This window comes from Microbispora sp. CA-102843, assembly GCF_050936215.1.
In the GTDB taxonomy this organism is placed as follows: Bacteria; Actinomycetota; Actinomycetes; order Streptosporangiales; family Streptosporangiaceae; genus Microbispora.
In genome coordinates, this window is the sequence record NZ_JBNJNF010000001.1 from 3,474,470 (window position 1) to 3,493,095 (window position 18,626).

General features: G+C 72.1%; 18 protein-coding genes. 13 read left to right on the forward strand and 5 right to left on the reverse strand.

Features of this window, described 5'->3' with window-relative positions; translation table 11 throughout:
- Nucleotides 1-9: 9 nt before the first annotated feature.
- Entirely contained in the window at nucleotides 10-1,605 is a 1,596-nt protein-coding gene (locus tag ACQEVJ_RS16320) for an FAD-dependent monooxygenase (RefSeq protein ID WP_433101733.1), read from the reverse strand.
- Between the two features lie 131 nt (nucleotides 1,606-1,736).
- Here ACQEVJ_RS16320 and ACQEVJ_RS16325 point away from each other — a divergent pair, with 131 nt between their 5' ends.
- Nucleotides 1,737-2,162, forward strand: coding sequence for a MarR family winged helix-turn-helix transcriptional regulator (locus ACQEVJ_RS16325; RefSeq protein ID WP_433101735.1), 426 nt, complete (start codon nucleotides 1,737-1,739; stop codon nucleotides 2,160-2,162).
- Between the two features lie 35 nt (nucleotides 2,163-2,197).
- Here ACQEVJ_RS16325 and ACQEVJ_RS16330 read toward each other — a convergent pair whose 3' ends face one another.
- Entirely contained in the window at nucleotides 2,198-3,271 is a 1,074-nt protein-coding gene (locus ACQEVJ_RS16330; protein WP_433101737.1) for a PP2C family protein-serine/threonine phosphatase, read from the reverse strand.
- Nucleotides 3,272-3,467: 196 nt separating this feature from the next.
- Between ACQEVJ_RS16330 and ACQEVJ_RS16335 the strand changes: the two genes are divergently transcribed.
- The 5 genes from ACQEVJ_RS16335 (at nucleotide 3,468) to ACQEVJ_RS16355 (ending at nucleotide 7,475) form a co-directional block, all read left to right on the forward strand.
- The gene (locus ACQEVJ_RS16335) at nucleotides 3,468-4,352 is read left to right on the forward strand and encodes an ABC transporter ATP-binding protein (RefSeq protein ID WP_433101739.1); all 885 of its coding nucleotides are present in this window, start codon (nucleotides 3,468-3,470) and stop codon (nucleotides 4,350-4,352) included.
- Nucleotides 4,353-4,354: 2 nt separating this feature from the next.
- The gene (locus ACQEVJ_RS16340; protein WP_433101741.1) at nucleotides 4,355-5,092 is read left to right on the forward strand and encodes an ABC transporter permease; all 738 of its coding nucleotides are present in this window, start codon (nucleotides 4,355-4,357) and stop codon (nucleotides 5,090-5,092) included.
- Nucleotides 5,093-5,120: 28 nt separating this feature from the next.
- The gene (locus ACQEVJ_RS16345) at nucleotides 5,121-6,290 is read left to right on the forward strand and encodes a sensor histidine kinase (RefSeq protein ID WP_433101743.1); all 1,170 of its coding nucleotides are present in this window, start codon (nucleotides 5,121-5,123) and stop codon (nucleotides 6,288-6,290) included.
- On the forward strand, nucleotides 6,287-6,892 hold the full coding sequence (locus ACQEVJ_RS16350; protein WP_433101745.1) for a response regulator transcription factor: 606 nt from the start codon (nucleotides 6,287-6,289) through the stop codon (nucleotides 6,890-6,892). The genes ACQEVJ_RS16345 and ACQEVJ_RS16350 overlap by 4 nt, the downstream gene beginning before the upstream one ends.
- A 229-nt stretch (nucleotides 6,893-7,121) precedes the next feature.
- Nucleotides 7,122-7,475 carry a hypothetical protein gene (locus tag ACQEVJ_RS16355; RefSeq protein ID WP_433101747.1) on the forward strand — a complete coding sequence of 118 codons (354 nt, stop codon included), beginning with the start codon at nucleotides 7,122-7,124 and terminating at the stop codon, nucleotides 7,473-7,475.
- A 282-nt stretch (nucleotides 7,476-7,757) separates the two neighbouring features.
- Here the strand turns inward: ACQEVJ_RS16355 and ACQEVJ_RS16360 are convergent, their stop codons facing one another.
- Nucleotides 7,758-9,092, reverse strand: coding sequence for an EAL domain-containing protein (locus tag ACQEVJ_RS16360; protein WP_433101749.1), 1,335 nt, complete (start codon nucleotides 9,090-9,092; stop codon nucleotides 7,758-7,760).
- A 118-nt stretch (nucleotides 9,093-9,210) separates the two neighbouring features.
- Here ACQEVJ_RS16360 and ACQEVJ_RS16365 point away from each other — a divergent pair, with 118 nt between their 5' ends.
- From ACQEVJ_RS16365 to ACQEVJ_RS16385, 5 genes are all read left to right on the forward strand, one after another.
- Nucleotides 9,211-9,906 carry an acVLRF1 family peptidyl-tRNA hydrolase gene (locus tag ACQEVJ_RS16365; RefSeq protein WP_433101751.1) on the forward strand — a complete coding sequence of 232 codons (696 nt, stop codon included), beginning with the start codon at nucleotides 9,211-9,213 and terminating at the stop codon, nucleotides 9,904-9,906.
- 130 nt (nucleotides 9,907-10,036) lie between these two features.
- Entirely contained in the window at nucleotides 10,037-11,635 is a 1,599-nt protein-coding gene (locus ACQEVJ_RS16370; RefSeq protein ID WP_433101753.1) for an ABC-F family ATP-binding cassette domain-containing protein, read from the forward strand.
- Between the two features lie 115 nt (nucleotides 11,636-11,750).
- Nucleotides 11,751-11,966 (forward strand): helix-turn-helix domain-containing protein, encoded by a 216-nt coding sequence (locus ACQEVJ_RS16375; protein ID WP_030507271.1) that lies wholly within the window; start codon nucleotides 11,751-11,753, stop codon nucleotides 11,964-11,966.
- A gap of 202 nt (nucleotides 11,967-12,168) precedes the next feature.
- The gene (locus tag ACQEVJ_RS16380; protein ID WP_433101755.1) at nucleotides 12,169-13,023 is read left to right on the forward strand and encodes an enoyl-CoA hydratase/isomerase family protein; all 855 of its coding nucleotides are present in this window, start codon (nucleotides 12,169-12,171) and stop codon (nucleotides 13,021-13,023) included.
- A 129-nt stretch (nucleotides 13,024-13,152) separates the two neighbouring features.
- Nucleotides 13,153-15,039, forward strand: a complete 1,887-nt coding sequence (locus tag ACQEVJ_RS16385) for an ABC transporter ATP-binding protein (RefSeq protein ID WP_433101757.1) — start codon at nucleotides 13,153-13,155, stop codon at nucleotides 15,037-15,039.
- 9 nt (nucleotides 15,040-15,048) lie between these two features.
- On the opposite strand, the gene ACQEVJ_RS16390 is transcribed toward ACQEVJ_RS16385, so the two are convergent.
- Nucleotides 15,049-15,927, reverse strand: coding sequence for a sulfotransferase family protein (locus ACQEVJ_RS16390; protein WP_433101759.1), 879 nt, complete (start codon nucleotides 15,925-15,927; stop codon nucleotides 15,049-15,051).
- 31 nt (nucleotides 15,928-15,958) lie between these two features.
- Here ACQEVJ_RS16390 and ACQEVJ_RS16395 point away from each other — a divergent pair, with 31 nt between their 5' ends.
- Both ACQEVJ_RS16395 and ACQEVJ_RS16400 read left to right on the forward strand, forming a co-directional pair.
- Nucleotides 15,959-16,921: a S66 peptidase family protein gene (locus tag ACQEVJ_RS16395; protein ID WP_433101761.1), complete on the forward strand. Its 963-nt coding sequence runs from the start codon at nucleotides 15,959-15,961 to the stop codon at nucleotides 16,919-16,921.
- 43 nt (nucleotides 16,922-16,964) lie between these two features.
- Nucleotides 16,965-17,870 carry a hypothetical protein gene (locus ACQEVJ_RS16400; protein ID WP_433101763.1) on the forward strand — a complete coding sequence of 302 codons (906 nt, stop codon included), beginning with the start codon at nucleotides 16,965-16,967 and terminating at the stop codon, nucleotides 17,868-17,870.
- A 127-nt stretch (nucleotides 17,871-17,997) separates the two neighbouring features.
- On the opposite strand, the gene ACQEVJ_RS16405 is transcribed toward ACQEVJ_RS16400, so the two are convergent.
- Nucleotides 17,998-18,435, reverse strand: coding sequence for a hypothetical protein (locus tag ACQEVJ_RS16405; protein ID WP_433101765.1), 438 nt, complete (start codon nucleotides 18,433-18,435; stop codon nucleotides 17,998-18,000).
- Between the last annotated feature and the right edge of the window lie 191 nt (nucleotides 18,436-18,626).

Consider the following 18,626-nt stretch of genomic DNA (forward strand, 5'->3'; position numbering starts at 1 on the left):
TCGGCGCGCTCACCCGAGGACGGAACGCAACGCGCCTTCCAGCTCCGGGAGGCCGGCGTCGCCGGACGACCGCCAGGCGATGATCCCGTCCGGGCGTACGAGCACGGCTCCGGCAGCCGTGATCCCGTACGCGGCGGGGAACCGTCCGTCCGGGTCGCCGAGCACGGACGGGCCGCCGACGACGTGCGTCTCCACGGCGACGCGGAGATTCCGCGCGGCCTCGGTCGCCGCCTTCTCCCAGGCCGGTCCCTCGGCGCCCGCGAGCACCGTGAACGCGGGGCCGAACAGATCGCGGGTCGAGACCGGCACGCCGTCGCGGCTGAGCCGCACATGGGGTGCCCGGGTCCCCGGACGTCCCGAGGGCGAGGCCGGGTCCTCGAAGAGCGGGCGCTCCTCTCCCGGCTCCCGGACGAACGCGCCCGACGGGCAGACGTACCCGAACAACCCGACCGCGGGATCCAAGATCTCCGCGACGGTGTCGTCGCGTAGCTGCGGCGCCTGGCGCTGGACCATGTTCGCGTACTGCTGCTCGGCGAGGGCGTCGGCGAACGGGCGGCGCTCGGCGTCGTAGGAGGCGACCAGGCCGGGACCGGCCACTCCCGCCAGCGTGTACGCGAGCCTCCAAGCGAGGTGGTAGCCGTCCATGACGGCGGCGTTGCCGCCCTGCCCGCCGGCCGGCGGCATCAGGTGCGCGGCGTCGCCGGCGAGGAGGACCCGGCCGCTGTGGAACGTGTCGGCGACGCGCGTGAGGCGCCCGCCGGAGGACGACCACGCCACGTCCACGATCGCCACCTCCAGGTCCGGCACCCCGCAGGCGGTGCGGACGATGTCGGCGAGGTCGTCCCGGCCGGGCTCCTCGCCCGGGTCGAACACGCAGCTCACGACGTACCGGCCGGGGTGGTCGGTGGTCACCACGGTGGCCGACCCACTGGGCAGGGCGGGATCGCGGAGGTAGTACAGGCCGAACGCGGCGTTCTCGAACGCGACGTCGAGGTCGGCCTCGAACTGCAGGAAAAGCGTCCGGACGGGCCGGGACGAGGTCCGTCCGTGCGCCGGGATGCCGAGGGCGTCCCTGGTCGTGCCCTTGTGGCCGTCCGCGCCGACCAGATAGCGGGAGGTCACCGTCCGCCGCCGCCCGGTGGCGGTGTCGAGGAGCGTGGCGACGACCCCGTCGCCCTCCTGCCGGAAGGACTCCAGGGTGGTGGAGAACCTGATCTCGGCTCCCAGTTCCACCGCCCTCTCGGCGAGGATGCGTTCGGCGCGTTCCTGACTGGTCGCCGCCATAGGTGCGGGGGAGAAGTCGGACAGGTCCGGCGCTGTTTGCACGAAGTCGTGCAGGGCTCTGCCGGTGACGCTCTCCGCGATCACGATGATGCCCTCGGTCCGCCCGGGCGGCGCGGCCTCCAGGAACCGTTCGGCCACGCCGGCCGTGGCGAGTGCCTCCATGGTCGGGGGCGTCTGCCCCCGCGCCTTGGGCTGGGTGGACAGGCCCGCGTGGCGTTCCACGACGAGCGCGGGCACCCCGTGCAGGCCGAGGAACATGGCGGTGGACAGCCCGGCCAGGCCGGCTCCGGCGACGAGGACGGGTGCGGACTCCATAGGCATGATCGGCTCCCCGCGATAGACTTCTTCCGATGAAGAGGAAATCTCGATTCATCGAGATATCTACTTATGAACTATCTGGAGCCCCCGTGTCAACCCACAGATCCGCGGCACTTCGGTCCCTCTCGGAGGCGATGCGCGAGAACGCCGGCCGCGCGGTCGTGCTGCACCAGGCCATCGCGGACCGTTTCGGGCTTGGGCCGACCGATCTGAAGTGCCTCGACCTGGCCCGCCACGAGCCGGAGCTGACCGCGGGGCGGCTGGCCGAGTTCACCGGGCTGAGCACGTCGGCCGTCACGTCGGTGATCGACCGGCTCGAACGCGGCGGCTTCGTCGAGCGCCGCCGGGACGACCTCGACCGCCGCAAGGTGCTGATCCGCTCGACCGGACGGCACGAGGCGGCACTCGAGGAGATCTTCGCCCGGGTGGAGTCGGAGTTCCTGGCGATCGCCGCCGACTACGACGACGACCAGCTGGAGATGTTCACCGGATTCGTCCGCCGTCTCAACGCGGGGGCGCAGGAGGTGACGGCGGGGCTCGTCGCGCGTCCGTCCGAGTGACCGCGCCGCCGTGGTGCGGCTGACGGCCGTACGGCTCAGGGATCCGGCGTCGGCAGGCGCTCGATCGCGATCATGACGGTGTCGTCTTCAGGCCGGCCGGCCACGTGGTCGAACAGGCGCTCGCGGAGCCGCTCGACGAGGGTGCCGATGTCCTCGCCGGCCCGTTCGCCCAGGTGTGCGGGAAGATCGAAGAACATGCCGGCGCGGTCGCGGGCCTCGATGACGCCGTCGGTGTACAGCAGGAGGATGTCGCCGGGTTCGAAGGGGAATGTCGCCGGCCGAGGTTCGGATGCCGTCATCAGTTCGAGTCCCAAGGGGGGAGCGACCTGGTCCGGCTGCAGGGTCAGCACCCGGTTTCCGCGGAGGAGGAGCGGCGGCGGGTGGCCACAGGCGATCACGTTCACCGTCGGTTCGGTGTCGGAGATCTCGACGACGGCCGCGGTGACGAAGCATTCCTGGGCGTCCGTGTCGGTCTCGGAGTACTCGGCGAGGTTCTGGCAGATGCTGGAATCCATACGCGTCATCAGGTCGGAGAGGGTCGTACGGCCGTGTGACGCCTCGCGGAATGCGCAGAGGGACGCCGCGGCGTCGTTGATCGCGGCCAGCCCCTTTCCCCGTACGTCACCGATCAGCAGACGGGTGGCGCCGTCCGCCCGGGTGGCCGCGTACAGATCGCCGCCGATCCTCGCCTCCGCCGCCGCGGCCAGATAGATCGAGGCGATGCGCAAGGGGCCGACCTGCCGGGGCAGTGGCCGCAGCAGGACGCGTTGGGTGATCTCGGAGACCGCCCGGACCTGGTGGAGCACGGCCTGGTGCCGCTCGTGGATCGCGCGGAAGACGACCACGACGGCCGACACGGCGAACAGGGCGATCATCTCGACGTGGTGTTCGGAGCTTCCCAGGATGCCCTGTCCCAGACCGTCCACCACTTCGGCGACCAACGCCAGCGCTCCGATCGCCGCGGTGCACCACGGGCCGGCGAACGACGCGGTGAGCGCGGGAGCGACGACGAGCAGCGGCCCCAGGTGAACGCTCTTCGGAAGCGCGAGGTCGACGGCCGTGATGATCACGATGAGCCCAAGCGGGATCACCAGCAGGACGTGGCTCACCTGGAGAACCTGGCGGAGATTTCGGAAGGCCGCCATACGGCGCATTTCTCCTGGTTATCACGTTTTGGGTACGTCCGGCACCCAGGGCCGGACGGTGGGCGGAGGACCGGCCGGCCCGGCGGATGACAAATGTCATCGCGAAGGCCGGAGGCAGGGCACTGACGGCATAGGGGTCCCGATTTCTACCGTGAAGCCCATGAACGCCATCGCCTTCACCGACGTCACCAAGAGATACGGGGACGTGCTCGCGGTCGACGGCCTCGACCTGGAGGTCCCGGCCGGCGCCACGGTCGCCCTCCTCGGGCCGAACGGAGCCGGGAAGTCCACCTCGATCAACATGCTGCTCGGCCTGCTGCGGCCCAGCTCCGGCGAGATCCGGGTCTTCGGCGAGCAGCCGGAGACGGCGGTCGCCAACGGGGAGATCGGCGCGATGCTCCAGGAGGGCGCGCTGATCCCCGAGCTGACCGTGGCGGAGACCGTCGACTTCGTCCGGCGGCTCTACCCTCGTCCGCTGCCGCTGGAGGAGATCCTCCGACTGGCCGACCTCACCGAGCTCGCCCGGCGGCGGGCCGACCGGCTCTCCGGCGGGCAGACCCAGCGGGTCCGGTTCGCGCTGGCGATCGCGGGCGGGCCGAGGCTGCTGCTGCTCGACGAGCCGACCGCGGCCATGGACGTCGAGTCCCGCCGTACGTTCTGGGACAACATGCGGGCGTACGCCGCGCGGGGCCGGACGATCCTGTTCGCCACCCACTACCTGGAGGAGGCCGACGAGAACGCCGACCGGGTCATCGTGATCGCCCGCGGCCGGGTCGTCGCCGACGGCAGCGCCGCCGAGATCAAGGCCGGGGTCGCCGGTCAGTCGGTGAGCTTCCTGCTGGGCGAGCAGCCGGTCGCCGGGCTCGACGCCCTGCCCGGGACGACCGGGGTGGAACTCCAGGGCGACCGGGTCACGCTGCGCACCACCGACCTCGACGCCACCGTCGCCGCGCTCTATCGCAAGACCACCCTCGACATCCGCGACCTCCAGCTCCACGGGGCCGATCTGGAGGACGCCTTCCTCGCCCTCACCAAGGAGGCCTGACGATGCGGCACTACATCAAGGTCGAACTGCTGCGGATGCTGCGCAACAAGCGCTACGTCATCTTCGTGGTCGCCTTCCCCGTCGGGTTCTACCTCCTCTACTCCAACCTCTGGGGGTCGGAGTCCGACCAGGCGACCGGGCTGCGGGGCAGCGTCCTGCTGATGGTCTCGATGGCCGCGTACGGCGCGCTGGCCGCCGCCATGATGTCGACGGCCGTGCCCTGGTCGCAGGAGCGGCACAGCGGCTGGCTGCGGCAGCTCCAGATCACCCCGCTGCCGGGCCGGGCGATCATCCTGACGAAGCTGGTCTCCTCGCTGCTGCTGGTCCTGCCGTCGCTGCTGCTGGTCGGCCTGGCCGCGGTGCTGACCCAGCACGTGTCGCTGTCGCCGGTGCGGTGGGTGGAGCTGATCCTGGCGATGTGGGCCGGCACGATCCCCTTCGCGGCGCTGGGCCTGGCGATCGGGTCCCTGCTGCCGCCCGACACCGCGCAGCCCGTCGCGATGATCGGCATGTTCGGACTGGCCCTGCTCGGCGGGCTCTGGTTCCCCGAGAGCATGATGCCCGCGGCCATGAAGAACATCGCCCACGTGACGCCGTCGTACGATTACGCGCGCATCGGATGGCGGATCGCGGCGGGCGAGACCCCGCACCCGGCCGACGCCGTCGGCATCCTCGCCTGGGGGGTGGCCCTGGTGGCGCTGGCACTCTTCGCCTACCGTCGCGCCACGGTGCGCGCCTGATCCACCACGTTCACGGAGGGACAGCGGGATGAGCCGGCTGGCCAGAGTGTTCACCTTCGGCGGGATGGACGACCGTCCCTCCCGCCTGAGGCGCCTGATGGGCATGTCGCTGGGCCTGATCTACCTCTTCTACCCGGTGTCCGAGGTGGTCGACGGCACGGTGAGCGGCGCGCAGGCGGTCTGGCGGATGGCCGCGCTCGCGGTCTTCGTGGCCGTCTACCTGACGGTCGTGCTGGGGCCGCGCGCCCTTGACGACCATCCCCGGTGGATGTTCCCCCTGCTCGGCGTCGCGACGGCGATGGGGGCCGTCTTCCCGTTGATCTTCCGGAGTCCTTCCTGGCTGACCCTGCCGGTCTACCTGGTGGTCGTCTACGCCATGGGACTGCCGCCCCGCCGCGCCCTGCTGGGTGTCGCAGCCATGGCCGCGCTCGTCGTCGTCGAGGGCAAGGTCATGGGCGCCGACGACGGCACGCTGTGGGCGCTCGTGTTGCAGGTCGTCACGCTCGGCGTGCTGTTCATGAGCGTCCGCAACACCCGCGTCCTCGTCGTCCAGCTCAGGCAGGCGCAGAGCGAGGTGGCCCGGCTGGCCGCCACGGAGGAGCGGCTGCGGATCGCCCGCGACCTGCACGACCTGCTGGGACACAGCCTCTCGCTCATCGTGCTCAAGAGCGAGCTGGCCCGCCGCCTGGGCGAGCAGGGCTCGCCGAAGGCCACAGGGGAGGTGGCCGACATCGAGTCGGTGGCGCGACAGGCGCTGGCCCAGGTGCGCGAGGCCGTCAGCGGATACCGCCGGCGCCGCCTGTCGGAGGAGATCGACGGCGCCAGGTCGGCGCTGGGCGCCGCCGACGTCGCCCTCACCGTGCGCACCCGCGGCACTCCGCTGCCCGAGGACCTCGACGGCCTGTTCGGCTGGGCCGTACGCGAGGCCACCACCAACGTCGTACGGCACTCCGGGGCCACCCGCTGCGAGATCGACGTGTCGTACGGCGAGGAGGGCGCGGTGCTGGAGATCGCCGACAACGGCGGCGGCGGGGCGTACGAGCCGGGCAACGGCCTCACCGGGCTCGGCGAGCGGGTGCGCGCGGCGGGCGGGAACCTGGAGGTCGAGGCGGGCAAACAGGGGTTCCGGGTGCGGGTCGCGGTTCCGCCGCCCCTGGAGCGTACGGCGGAGATGATCGCGGATAGGTTGGGCGAGTGATCAGGGTGGTGCTGGCGGAGGACCAGAGCATGGTGCGGGGAGCGCTCGCCTCCCTGCTCGGCCTGGAGCCCGACATCGAGGTGGTCGGAGAGGCGGCGAACGGGGACGAGGCGATCACCGTCGCCGAGGCGACCCGGCCGGACATCGCGCTGCTCGACATCGAGATGCCCGGCAGGGACGGGATCGCCGCCGCCGAGGAGCTGAGCCGCCGGGTCCCGGAATGCCGGGTGGTGATCCTCACCACGTTCGGCCGGCCCGGCTACCTGCGCCGCGCGATGGAGGCGGGGGCGGTGGCCTTCCTGGTCAAGGACAGCCCCGCGAGCGAACTGGCCGCGGCGATCAGGAGGGTGCTGCGGGGCGAGCGCGTGATCGATCCGGGGCTGGCCGCCGCCGCGCTCAGCGCCGGGCCGAACCCGCTGTCGCCGCGCGAGCGCGACGTGCTGTCCGCCGCCGCGGACGGCTCGACGATCAACGACATCGCGCTGCGGCTGCACCTATCGGAGGGCACGGTGCGCAACTACCTGTCGGCGGCCATCCAGAAGACCGGGGCGCGCAACCGTATCGAGGCCGTCCAGAAGGCCCAGGCGCAGGGCTGGCTCTAGCTGTACGTGGCCGGCGGGTCGGTGACACGCGCCGGGCCGTACCCCAGTGCGATCACGAGCAGCCCGTGGGACCTGCGCGAGGCCGGACGTAGCCTCGTGGCGGCCCGCGTTCTACCGGGGCCTATACCTCACATATACCGGCCCGTCCGATCCTCAACCGGAGCCGATCCCGGCTTGGTCCCCGATCGTCGGCGGGTGCGCCGTGACGCACCGCCAGGGAGAGGAAGCAATGACGACATCGAAAAGACGTGTTGGCGCCGCCACCGCGGTGACCATGATGGCGGCGACAGCCTCGGTGTTCTTCGTGGCCCACCCGGCCGGCGCGGTCACCTGCTCTGTCACTCCGGCGCCGGGGGTCAGCGCCGTCTCCATCCGGTCCCAGAAGAGCACCACGTCCGGCTACGTCATCACGACGCTCTACGCGGGCCAGTACCTCCCGTCGCTGTGCCAGAGCGAGAGCGGTGGCTACTACAGCTCTTGCGGCGGGTCCAGCTACTGGATCTACATCCCGGGTGAGCTGACCTGGCCGAGATGGGTCGCGGCCGCATGTGTGCGGCTCGTGAAGGACCGGGTCGGCATGTGACCATCGCCCTGACCGGCCTCATCCGTGGGTCCGGCGTGAGCGCGCCGGCCGCCCTCCGTCGCAGACGAGGCACCTGACGGCGGCGCAGGATCCGCGAGACGGTCCAGTCCGGGCACCCCGGTCTGCTCGGCGGTGTGGGCAGGGCCGCGACGGCCGGTGCGGCGGCAGGCCGGCACGTGGGCCTCGACGGGGGCGGGGGTGCGGTCGGCGACGTGGTGCGGGCGTGAGGAACGCTCGCGCAGACCCGCCGGACGCACCCTCAGTCGCGATCCAGTGGCGGTCTCAGCGGGCCGGCTGCGGCTGGAGGTCGGCGGCGTGCCGCAGCAGGTCGCCGACCCGGACCACGCCCATGCACCTGCCGACCTCGTCGACCACCACGAGGTCGTCGTACACGCGGGCGTTGTCCCGTCCCGCCACCTGCATGGCCGCGACCACGGGGGTCGTCTTCGCCACGATCTTCGCGGTGTCCGCCAGGCGGCCGGCCCGCTTCTTCGCGTGCAGCGCGTGGCCGTACGCCCCGGCCATGAAGAGCAGGAACCGGCTGCGATCGATGCTGCCCTGCGGCCGCTGATACTCGTCCACCAGGATCACGCTCGTGATCGAGGGCTCGGCGCTCAGCACGGCGACCACCTCCTCGGCCGTCGACTCGGCCGGCAGCGTCACCGCCGGAAGCAGGAACTCCTGCACCCGGGGGCCCAGCGCGGCGTTGACGGCTGCCGCCTCCGGCACCGGCAGCGGCACGTGGACGCGGTTGTATCCGTGGGTGGGCCGCCAGTCGGACGGCGCGAGCAGGGGACCCTGCGCGAGCCTGATGCCCCAGCCGCGTACGGCCGCCAGTTGCGCCTCGTCCCGCACGCCCGGGGCGAGCACGTGCGCGCCGACGCCGCGCGCCAGGCGGACCAGCGACTCCGCGAGCGCGCCGCGCCGGGGATCGCGCGGCCCCCGCACCACCAGGTCGGCGGACAGCGCGATCACGTACGGCGAGGCGTCGGCGAGCAGGTCGAGCGGCAGCGCGGCGGTGCCGATCCCGCCGAACGCGATGAGGTAGCCCACCGCGCGCAGGCCGTCGATCCCGGACAGCAGGGCCGTACGCTCCACGGACGCGAAATCGCCCTCGATCACGAGGATGACCTCGCGCGGGCGCCGGTTGCACACGCGCATCGCCTCGTGCAGCGGCGCGAGGCCGGCCGAACCCCCGGCCACGGCGGCGGCGGAGATCGGCAGGACCAGCGGCAATAGGGCCTCCTCGCGGGCGGCGGCCAGCACGCTGTTCACCGTGCCCGTCACCCCCGGGCCGCCGGAGGAGGCGCCCTCCGAGATCACCTCGATGGCCACGGCGCCGCCGGTGTCGAGGTCGACCACCGGGAGGAAGAGCGGAGCGGCCGGGCCGGGGAAGCCGGGCGCGGGGGTGTACGCGCGCTGGTCGTACGGCTGGGCGGCAGCCGCCGGGGTGTACCTCCGCACCATGTTCGCCGGGGCGTGTTCCCATGCGGTGTTCGCCGGGCCGTGTTCCCATGCGGTGTCCGGGGGGAACGGGGTCGCCGGGGCCGGGCCGGGCGCCGGGACGTGCTGAGGGGTCGCGGCGTGCGGCGCCGCCGAGGGGGAGGGGAGCGACACGATTGAATTGTGGGACGCCGGGCCCCGGACGTTGACGTCCGCAGGAGGAAATTCACCTATATTTCCCCGTCAGTTGGACGGAATCCGACAGACGGGTGCACGAGTAGGCTGATCAGCCATGACGGCACGGCCCGCCGCGGGAGGCGGCAGATGGGTCTCGGTCGCCCCCGAGCGGCTCGCGGGGTGGATCGCGCGCTTCGCCGAGCGGCACGGCGCGATCGAGGCCGTCGTCCTGCCGGACCTGGTCCGTCTCGACGCCGCCGACGGCGCGGTCGCCGAGTGCCCTGTGCCGTTCCCGCCGCTGCGCCCCTCCCGCGATGGTGAGGATGGCGGCGGGCGCGAGGGCGAGTTCCGCCTTCCTCCGCCTGCGGCGGCGCTGGTGGCCCACGTGTGCCGTGAGCGGACCGTCGGCGTGCTGCTGGCCCGGCTCGGCGGTCACGCCGCCGGCGTCTTCACCGGCGCCCGCCTCGTCAGCGGCAAGGTCGGCTCGCGCCAGGTCCACGGGCGCAGCGCGGCGGGCGGGTGGTCGCAGCAGCGCTTCGCCCGGCGCAGGGACAAGCAGTCGGCAGAGGCGCTGCGGGCCGCCGCCGACGTGGCCGTCCGGGTGCTCCTGCCGGGGCTCGCGGACCTGGAGGCCGTCGTGCTCGGCGGAGACCGGCGCTCGATCGACGAGATCAGGCGGGACCGGCGCCTCGCGCCGCTGTTCGCGCTGGAGACCGGCCCCTTCCTCACCGTCCCCGACCCCCGGCTGACGGTCCTGGAGGGCGCCCCCGCACTGTTCCGCGCCGTACGGATCCACCTGCTCGACCCCTGACCGGCCGCGAGAGTTTCTCCGCAGGCGGTGGTGGATGCGGCGGCACTACACTTGAGCCCATGCGCGCTCCCGATTGATCGCTCCCGGTGCCGATCCTGACCTCATCACCTACGGGAGTGTCCCCTTCATCATGATCATCGCAACCGACATCGAACTTCGCGCCGGCTCGCGCCTGCTCATCGAGGGCGCCTCGTTCCGGGTGAACCCGAGCGACAAGATCGGTTTGGTCGGCCGCAACGGAGCCGGCAAGACCACCCTCACCAAGGTCCTGGCCGGAGAGGGCCTGCCCGCCACGGGCACGGTCACGATCTCCGGCAGCGTCGGCTACCTGCCGCAGGACCCCCGCACCGGCGACCTGAGCGTGCTGGCGCGCGACCGGATCCTGTCGGCGCGCGGCCTCGACGACGTGCTCCGCGAACTGCGCGAGGCCGAGGCCGGCATGGCGGCCGACGACCAGCGCGTACGCGACCGGGCGGTGCGCGCGTACGGCCGCCTGGAGGACCGCCTGCACGTCCTCGGCGGCTATGCGGCGGAGTCGGAGGCGGCCTCGATCGCCTCCAGCCTCGGGCTGCCCGACCGCGTCCTCGGCCAGCCGCTGGAGACCCTGTCCGGCGGCCAGCGACGCCGGGTGGAACTGGCCCGCATCCTGTTCTCCGGAGCGGAGACTCTCCTGCTTGACGAGCCGACAAACCACCTCGATGCGGACTCGATCGGCTGGCTTCGTGATTTTTTGCGCTCGCACCAGGGCGGCTTGGTGATCATCAGCCATGACGTAAACCTTCTTGAAGCGACGGTAAACCGGGTGCTCCACCTCGACGCCAACCGCTGCGTGATCGACACCTACAATGTCGGCTGGAAGGCCTACCTCGCCCAGCGGGAGACCGACGAGAAGCGGCGCAAGCGCGAGCGGGCCAACGCCGAGCGGCAGGCGTCCGCCCTGCTGTCCCAGGCCGACCGCATGCGGGCGAAGGCCACCAAGGCCAAGGCGGCCCAGGACATGGAGCGGCGCGCGCGGCGGCTGCTCTCCGGCGTCGAGGGCGAGCGGCGCTCCGACCGCGTCGCCAGGCTGCGCTTCCCCGACCCCGCGCCCTGCGGGAAGACCCCGCTGACGGCCCGCGGCCTGTCCAAGTCGTACGGCTCGCTGGAGGTGTTCACCGACGTCGACGCCGCCGTCGACCGGGGCTCGCGGGTTGTCATCCTGGGCCTGAACGGCGCGGGCAAGACCACACTGCTGCGCCTGTTCGCGGGCATCGAGAAGCCCGACACCGGCGAGGTCATGCCGGGCCACGGGCTCAAGCTCGGCTACTACGCGCAGGAGCACGAGACGCTCGACCCCGGGCGCACGGTCCTGGAGAACATGCGGTCGGCCGGGCCCGACATGGCCGACGTCGACCTGCGCAAGGTGCTGGGGTCGTTCCTGTTCACCGGCGACGACGTGGACAAGCCCGCCGGGGTCCTGTCCGGCGGCGAGAAGACCCGTCTCGCCCTCGCGACGCTGGTGCTGTCGAGCGCCAACGTGCTGCTGCTCGACGAGCCCACCAACAACCTCGATCCGGCATCCCGCGATCAGGTGCTGGCGGCCCTCGGCTCCTACACGGGCGCGATTGTGCTGGTCACGCACGACGAGGGCGCCGTGGAGGCGCTCAAGCCCGATAGGGTGATTCTGTTGCCAGACGGAGTAGAAGACGCATGGAGTGACGAATTTTCCGATCTTGTGGCGCTTGCCTGATCTTAATTTGAGCGGGTAGGGATCTTTTCCCGCGGAGTAGGTAGCCGATCCCGTCGAAATGACTGATCATGGGCTGAAGTAACGCTGCGGAAGTCTGGCACTACAGGAGGTACTCGTGGCCGAGACTCTGAAGAAGGGCACCCGGGTGACCGGGGCCGACCGGGAAAAGCTGGCCGCTGATCTCAAGAAGCGCTATTCCGCGGGTGAGAGCATCCGCGCTCTGGCTGCTTCCACCGGCCGCTCGTACGGGTTCATCCACCGCATCCTGAGCGAGTCCGGCGTGACTCTGCGCGGGCGCGGCGGCGCGACCCGGGGCAAGTCCAAGCGCTAGAGATCCACCTCAAAGACGCGCGACCGCAGCCGCTCGTTCCTGCAGGAGGAGCGGTCGCGTCCGACTCGCCAGAACGATATTCGGTAAGCTCGGGCGCGACCGCGGGATGAACAGGAGGGCGGACGCCCCGGCACGGACGGTGCGCCGCACCGGACCGGCCGTGCGAGGCGACGTCGCTCCGCACCGGACGCAGGAGCAGGGCATGGCGGAAGCGGCAATGGGGGGGAATCGGGAGCACGCCCGTGAGACGGGCGAGGGCTCCGATGTGTCGACGATCTCGGCGGCCGCGCCGGCCGAGGTCGGACTGCGCTTCGAGGTGGACGGCGAGATCGCGACCGTCACTTTGGACCGGCCGGACAAGCGCAACGCGCAGACGTTCGCGACCTGGTCGGCCCTGGCCCGGATCGGGGAGACCCTTCCGGAGCAGGTGAGAGTGGTCGTGGTCAGAGGCGAGGGGCCGTCCTTCTCAGCCGGGATCGACCTGCGCATGTTCACGCCCGAGGGGGTTCCCGGGCAGGGATCGTTCGCGAGCGCCGCGGCGCTCGGCGACACCGAGTTCGAGCAGCGGATCGCGGAGGCCCAGAAGGGCTTCCTGTGGCTGCGCAGGCCGGAGATCGTGTCGATAGCGGCCGTGCAGGGCCACGCGATCGGGGCGGGCTTCCAGCTCGCACTCGCGTGTGACCTGCGTGTCGTCGCGGACGACGTGAAGTTCTGCATGAAGGAGCCCGCGCTGGGGCTGGTTCCCGACCTGACCGGGACCAAGCCCCTGGCCGACATCGTGGGGGTTCCGCGGGCCATCGAGATGTGCCTGACCGCGCGTACCGTCGGGGCCGCCGAGGCCGTACGGCTCGGCCTGGCCGAGATCGCGGTGCCCGCGTCCGAGCTGACCCAGGCCGTACAGGACCTGGCCGCCGCGCTGCTGGCGACCGACCGCGCCGCCGCGGCCGCCACCAAGAGGCTGCTGCAGGCCGCGCCGGGACGCACGCTGGAGGAGCAGGCCGCCGCCGAGCGGGCCGAGCAGGCGACGCGCATCCGGGCACTGTTCGGATCGAACTGAAGGGCACTGCTCAGGTCGAACTGAAGGCACTGTTCGGACCGAACTGACCGACAGGTCTGTTCGCTTCGAGCTGACGGGGGAATCGGGGGAGTCCTCCCACCGCTGCACGGCTGGGAGGATGAACGGTATATGTCGATGATGAACGGGGGCTACGGCCTTCAGGTGATGCGGTCCTTACGGCGTGACAGCTCCGTGACGAAGGAGCGGATCGCGCCGGGGACCGTCCGGCGCATCGCCGGCTACGCCCGGCCGTTCCGCGCCCAGATCGCCGGGTTCCTCGCGCTGGTCGTGGTCGACGCGGTCATCGTGGTCGCCAACCCGCTGCTGATGAAGGCGATCATCGACTACGGCATCACCCCCGGGCGGGTCGACGTGGTGGTGTGGCTCGCCGTGGCGATCGGGGCGCTGGCGGTGCTGGACGCCGGGCTGGGCCTGCTGCAGCGGTGGTACTCCGCCCGCATCGGCGAGGGCCTGATCTACAACCTGCGCACCGAGGTCTTCGACCACGTGCAGCGGATGCCCGTCGCGTTCTTCATGCGCGCCCAGACCGGCGCGCTGGTCTCCCGGCTGAACACCGATGTCATCGGGGCGCAGCGGGCCCTCACCAGCACCCTGTCGTCGGTGGTGTCCAACGTCATCAGCCTGGTCATGGTGCTCGCCACCATGCTCGTGCTGTCGTGGCAGGTCACGCTGGTCGCGCTGGTCCTGTTGCCGATCTTCATCTTCCCGGCCAAGTGGGTCGGCCGCCGGATGTCCGCGCTGACCCGTGAGCAGATGCAGCTCGACGCCGAGATGAGCTCGGTGATGACCGAGCGGTTCAACGTGGCCGGGGCCATGGTCGCCAAGCTGTACGGCAGGCCGGGCGACGAGGCGGTCCACTTCGCGGAGCGCGCGGGCCGGGTCCGCGACGTCGGCGTGATCGTCGCCATGTACGGCGCGGTGTTCCGCATCGCGCTCGGCCTGGTCGCCGCGCTGGCGACCGCGCTGGTCTACGGTCTCGGCGGCGTGCTCGCGATCTCGGGGGCCTTCGCGCTCGGCACCCTGGTCGCCCAGTCGTCCCTGCTCATGCGCCTGTACGGCCCGCTGACCAGCCTGTCGAACGTCCACGTGGACGTGATGACCGCGCTGGTGAGCTTCGACCGGGTCTTCGAGGTGCTCGACCTCAAGCCGATGGTCGCCGAGAAGCCGGACGCGCGGCCGATCCCCGAGGGGCCGGTCACGATCGAGTTCGACGACGTGCGCTTCCGCTACCCGGCGGCCTCCGAGGTGTCGCTGGCGTCGCTCGAGTCGGTGGCCCGCCCGGACACCGGGCCCTCGCAGGAGGTGCTCAAGAGTGTGTCGTTCACCGCGCACCCGGGCGAGCTGGTGGCGCTCGTCGGCCACTCGGGCGCGGGCAAGACGACCATCACCTCACTGGTGTCCCGGCTGTACGACGTGGACGAGGGGGCCGTCCGCATCAACGGCGTGGACGTCCGCGACGCCACCCTCGACGACATCAGGGACACGGTGGGAGTGGTCATGCAGGACGCCCACCTGTTCCACGACACGATCGGCAACAACCTCCGCTACGCCCGTCCTGAGGCGGCCGACGAGGAGATCTGGGAGGCCCTGCGCGCCGCCCAGATCGCCGACCTGGTCAAGAACCTGCCGGAGGAGCTGGAGACGGTCGTCGGCGACCGCGGCTACCGGCTGTCGGGAGGGGAGAAGCAGCGCATCGCCCTGGCCCGGCTCCTGCTGAAGGCGCCGCGGGTGGTGGTGCTGGACGAGGCCACCGCCCACCTCGACTCGGAGTCCGAGGCCGCGGTGCAGCAGGCGCTGAAGACCGCCCTGCGGGGAAGGACCTCGCTGGTGATCGCTCATCGGCTGTCGACCATCCGCGAGGCCGACACGATCCTGGTGGTCGAGGACGGCCGGGTCGTCGAGCGCGGCCGGCACGGGGAGCTGCTGGAGCGGGGCGGCGCGTACGCCGAGCTGTACCGCACCCAGTTCACCGCCTCGGGCCAGGGCGGCTCCTGAGACGGCCTCTCAGCGGTAGCCGAGGCGGGTGAGCTCCTCCCTGGCCACCTTCTCCACCAGCTCGGCGTCCTCGGCCGACAGCCGCCTGCGCCAGCTTCCCGGCCGGGGGACCGTCGCGCCGTACAGCGCGATCATGGAGATCTTGGCCTCAAGGAAGGACGACACCGCGTCGATCGCCTCTCCCGGCGAGGCCACGATGTCCTCGTAGCGCAGGGTGAGCAGGTGCTCGCCGGGCAGCTCGCGGCGCAGGGCGGCGCTCAGCCGTACGGCGCCGCGCCAGCGCAGGGCGCACTTGCCCGCGGGCGGCATCCCGGCCCAGCGCTCGCGGTGCTCGGCCGAGCGCACGCCGAGGAACGGGTTGGGAAACTCGGCGTCCTCGCTCAGCATGTGGGGCTTGACCCAGGTCATGCACGCGGGGTCGGCGAGCATGTCGGCGACCACGTCACGGCCGTCGCGGATGACCTGGATGAACCGGGCGTCGGGGAACGCCTGCAGCAGCACCGGCGTGCTGTAGAGCAGATCGGGGCTGGCGTCGCCGAACCGGGACAGCGAGCCCGGCCCGACGCAGGGCCCCGCGCCGACGATGCCGCCCGCCTCCCGGCAGGTGGCCGTGCACTCCGCGCACGCCGCCGGGACCACCTGCCACGCCTCCGCCAGCACGTCGCGCAGCACCTGCGGGGCGCCGCCGCTGCGGGCGATCGACGGCCTCCTGGCGAAGGCGTAGACGACCCGGGCCACCGGGCCCCTGCCCATGGTCACGTGGAAGCCGGGCGAGCGCTTGAGGGCACGGCCCAGCAGGTCCGCGCCGGAGTGCGGCGCCGCGACAACGAACACCGGACGGCGGACCTTGACACCGTTGACCACGAGGATGTGCGTCGGAGGTCGCATAGATACCGCTAAGTCTGACACCCTTTGAAGGGTGAGCGAGCGTTTCCCCGGCGGGGCGGGCGGTGACGCCTCGGTAACGGTCCCGAGCCTGCCCCGGCGGCTGCGGCCCGGCGACACCGTCGCGCTGGTCGCCCCGGCCGGCCCCGTCGATCCCGTACGGCTCGAGCGCGGCACCGAGGTCCTGACCGGGCTCGGGCTGCGGGTCGTGCACGGGGCGTCGATCCTCGCACGGCAGGGCTACCTGGCCGGGCCGGACGCCGCGCGGGCGGCCGACCTCCAGGACGCGTGGTGCGATCCCGCGGTGGCGGCGGTCGTCTGCGCCAGGGGCGGCTACGGCACCACCCGGCTGCTCGGGCTGCTCGACTGGGAGGCCATGGCGGCGGCCGGTCCGAAGATCCTGCTCGGGTCGAGCGACATCACCGCGCTGCACCGGGCCTTCGCCGACCGGCTTGGCCTTGCGACGCTGTTCGGGCCGATGCCGGCCTGCGCGACGATCAGCGACCCGGAGGGGCCGGAGCCGGTCACCTTCGCCCACCTGCGGGAGGCCCTGTTCGAGGGCGGCACGCCCGCGCCGATCAAGGGCGACCGGGTGATCGTGCCGGGACGGGCCGAGGGCCGGCTCACCGGGGGCAACCTCGCCCTGCTCGCCGCCCTGTGCGGCACGCCGTACGCGCTGCGCTCCCAGGGCCGTATCGTGCTGCTGGAGGACGTGACCGAGGAGCCGTACCGGATCGACCGCATGGTGACGCAACTGCTCCAGTCGGGGTGTCTCGACGGCGCGGCGGGCATCGTGCTGGGATCGTGGGTGGACTGCGGCGACCCGCTGCCCGTGCTGGCCGAACTCCTGGCCCCGCTGGGCGTGCCGACCGTCGCGGGCCTGCCCGTCGGCCACGGCACACCACAGATGGCGATGTGGTTGGAGACGAATGTGGCTATTGTGACCGAATCGTGCTCTGTCGCGGGCACCTTCCGCGACTCTGACGCGGCAACCTGAGACGCGCCCGGATGCGCCCGGGCCGTGGCGAAGGGATGGTGCGTTGGGACTCTTGCGGCGACTGCTCAGCCGGACGCGGCCGGATCATCCCGCCCCGAGAGCCGTCGAGGACGTCGATCTCGACTCCCTGCTGGCCCTGGTCGCCGAGACCATGGGCTACACCTGCGCGTTCGCGGCCGACGGCACGGCGCTGACGCTGACCTCGCCCGAGCGTGAGCGGGTGGTGAACCTCGTCGGCCTGCGCAGGGAGGCCGGTCGCCGCACCCGCGAGGACTGGCCGATGCTGGTCTCCGAGCACCTGGCCCACGCCGTGTCGGGCGAGCCGTTCGACGCCTGCAACCTCACGCCGATCAAGCCGCTGCTGCGCACGCGGGTCCACGCCGCCGACGACCCGGCCTTCCCCGACCCCTCCCGGATCATCGGCCGCCACCTCAGCGCCGACCTGATCGAGGTGCTGACCATCGGCGCCCGCCCGGTACGCCCCGAGGAGGCGTTCTGCTGGCCGATCCCGCCGGCCGAGGCGCTCAACGTGGCCATCGGCAACGCCCTGACCGACGAGCGGCCCACCGTGTCGCGGCTCGACCTCGGCGGGACCGAGGTGTCGCTGCTGACCGCGCCCAGCGCGGCGGCCCACCTGCGCCGCCTGACGGCGTACATGGACGTGCCCGAGGACGGCATGCTCGCCGTGCTGCCGCACCGGGGCATGGTCGCGGTGCACCCGGTGGCCGGCATCGGCGTGGTCCGCGCGATCGAGCGCCTGCGCATCTTCGCCCACCGCGAGCACGCCGGCCGGCCCGACGGGCTCAGCCCCCACGTGTACTGGTGGCGGCGGGGCAAGCTGACCCGCATCCAGGCCGACCTCATCAGCCACGACGGGCAGACCCGGCTGGTCGTCGCGCCTCCGCCGGAGTTCGCCCGGCTCCTCGCCCGCATCGCCGGCCAGTTGTAAGCCCGCGCGCGAGGGGGCCGCGGTCAGGGTGAGACTGGCCGGCATGACGACCGCGCCTTTCGACCGCAGACCGTACGCCGGGGCGGAGGACCTGCACGCGATGCAGGATCTCGTCGGCCGGCTGTGGTCACCAGGGGTGACCTGGCACATCGGCGACCTGGCGTGGGAACGCTTCCAGCACACGGGCAGGGAGCACGAGTGGCCGACCATGCTCTGGGACGCCGGCGGCCGGACCGCCGCCTGGGGATGGGCCGATTCCGGTCACCTCGGTCTGGTGGCCGATCCGGGGCACCCCGCACTGGCCGACGAGGTTCTGGACTGGTTCGCCGCGACGGCACCGGGGCCGGCCCGTACGGTCGCGGTCTCCAGCGCCGAGACGCACCTGTTCCCGGCGCTCCACCGGCACGGCTATCGCCGTACGGACGAGGGGCCCTTCTTCCTGCACATGCTCATGGACCTGGACGACGCCCTGCCCGAGCCGAGCCCGCCCGCCGGATATCGCCTGCGCGCGGTCGGCGACGGCGAGGTCCCGGAACGCGTCGCCGCGCACCGGGCGGCGTTCCATCCGTCGAGGGTGACCGAGGAGAGCTACCGGGCGGTCCGGCGGGCCTGGCCGTACCGGCCGGACCTGGACTGGATCGCCGAGGCGGCGGGCGGGCGCACGGTGGGCGGTGGTGAGCCCGCGCGGCGACGTCGGCTACCCGGTGCCCGCCCGGCTCTACCGGTCGCTCGGGTTCCGCGAGTGCGCCAGGAGCC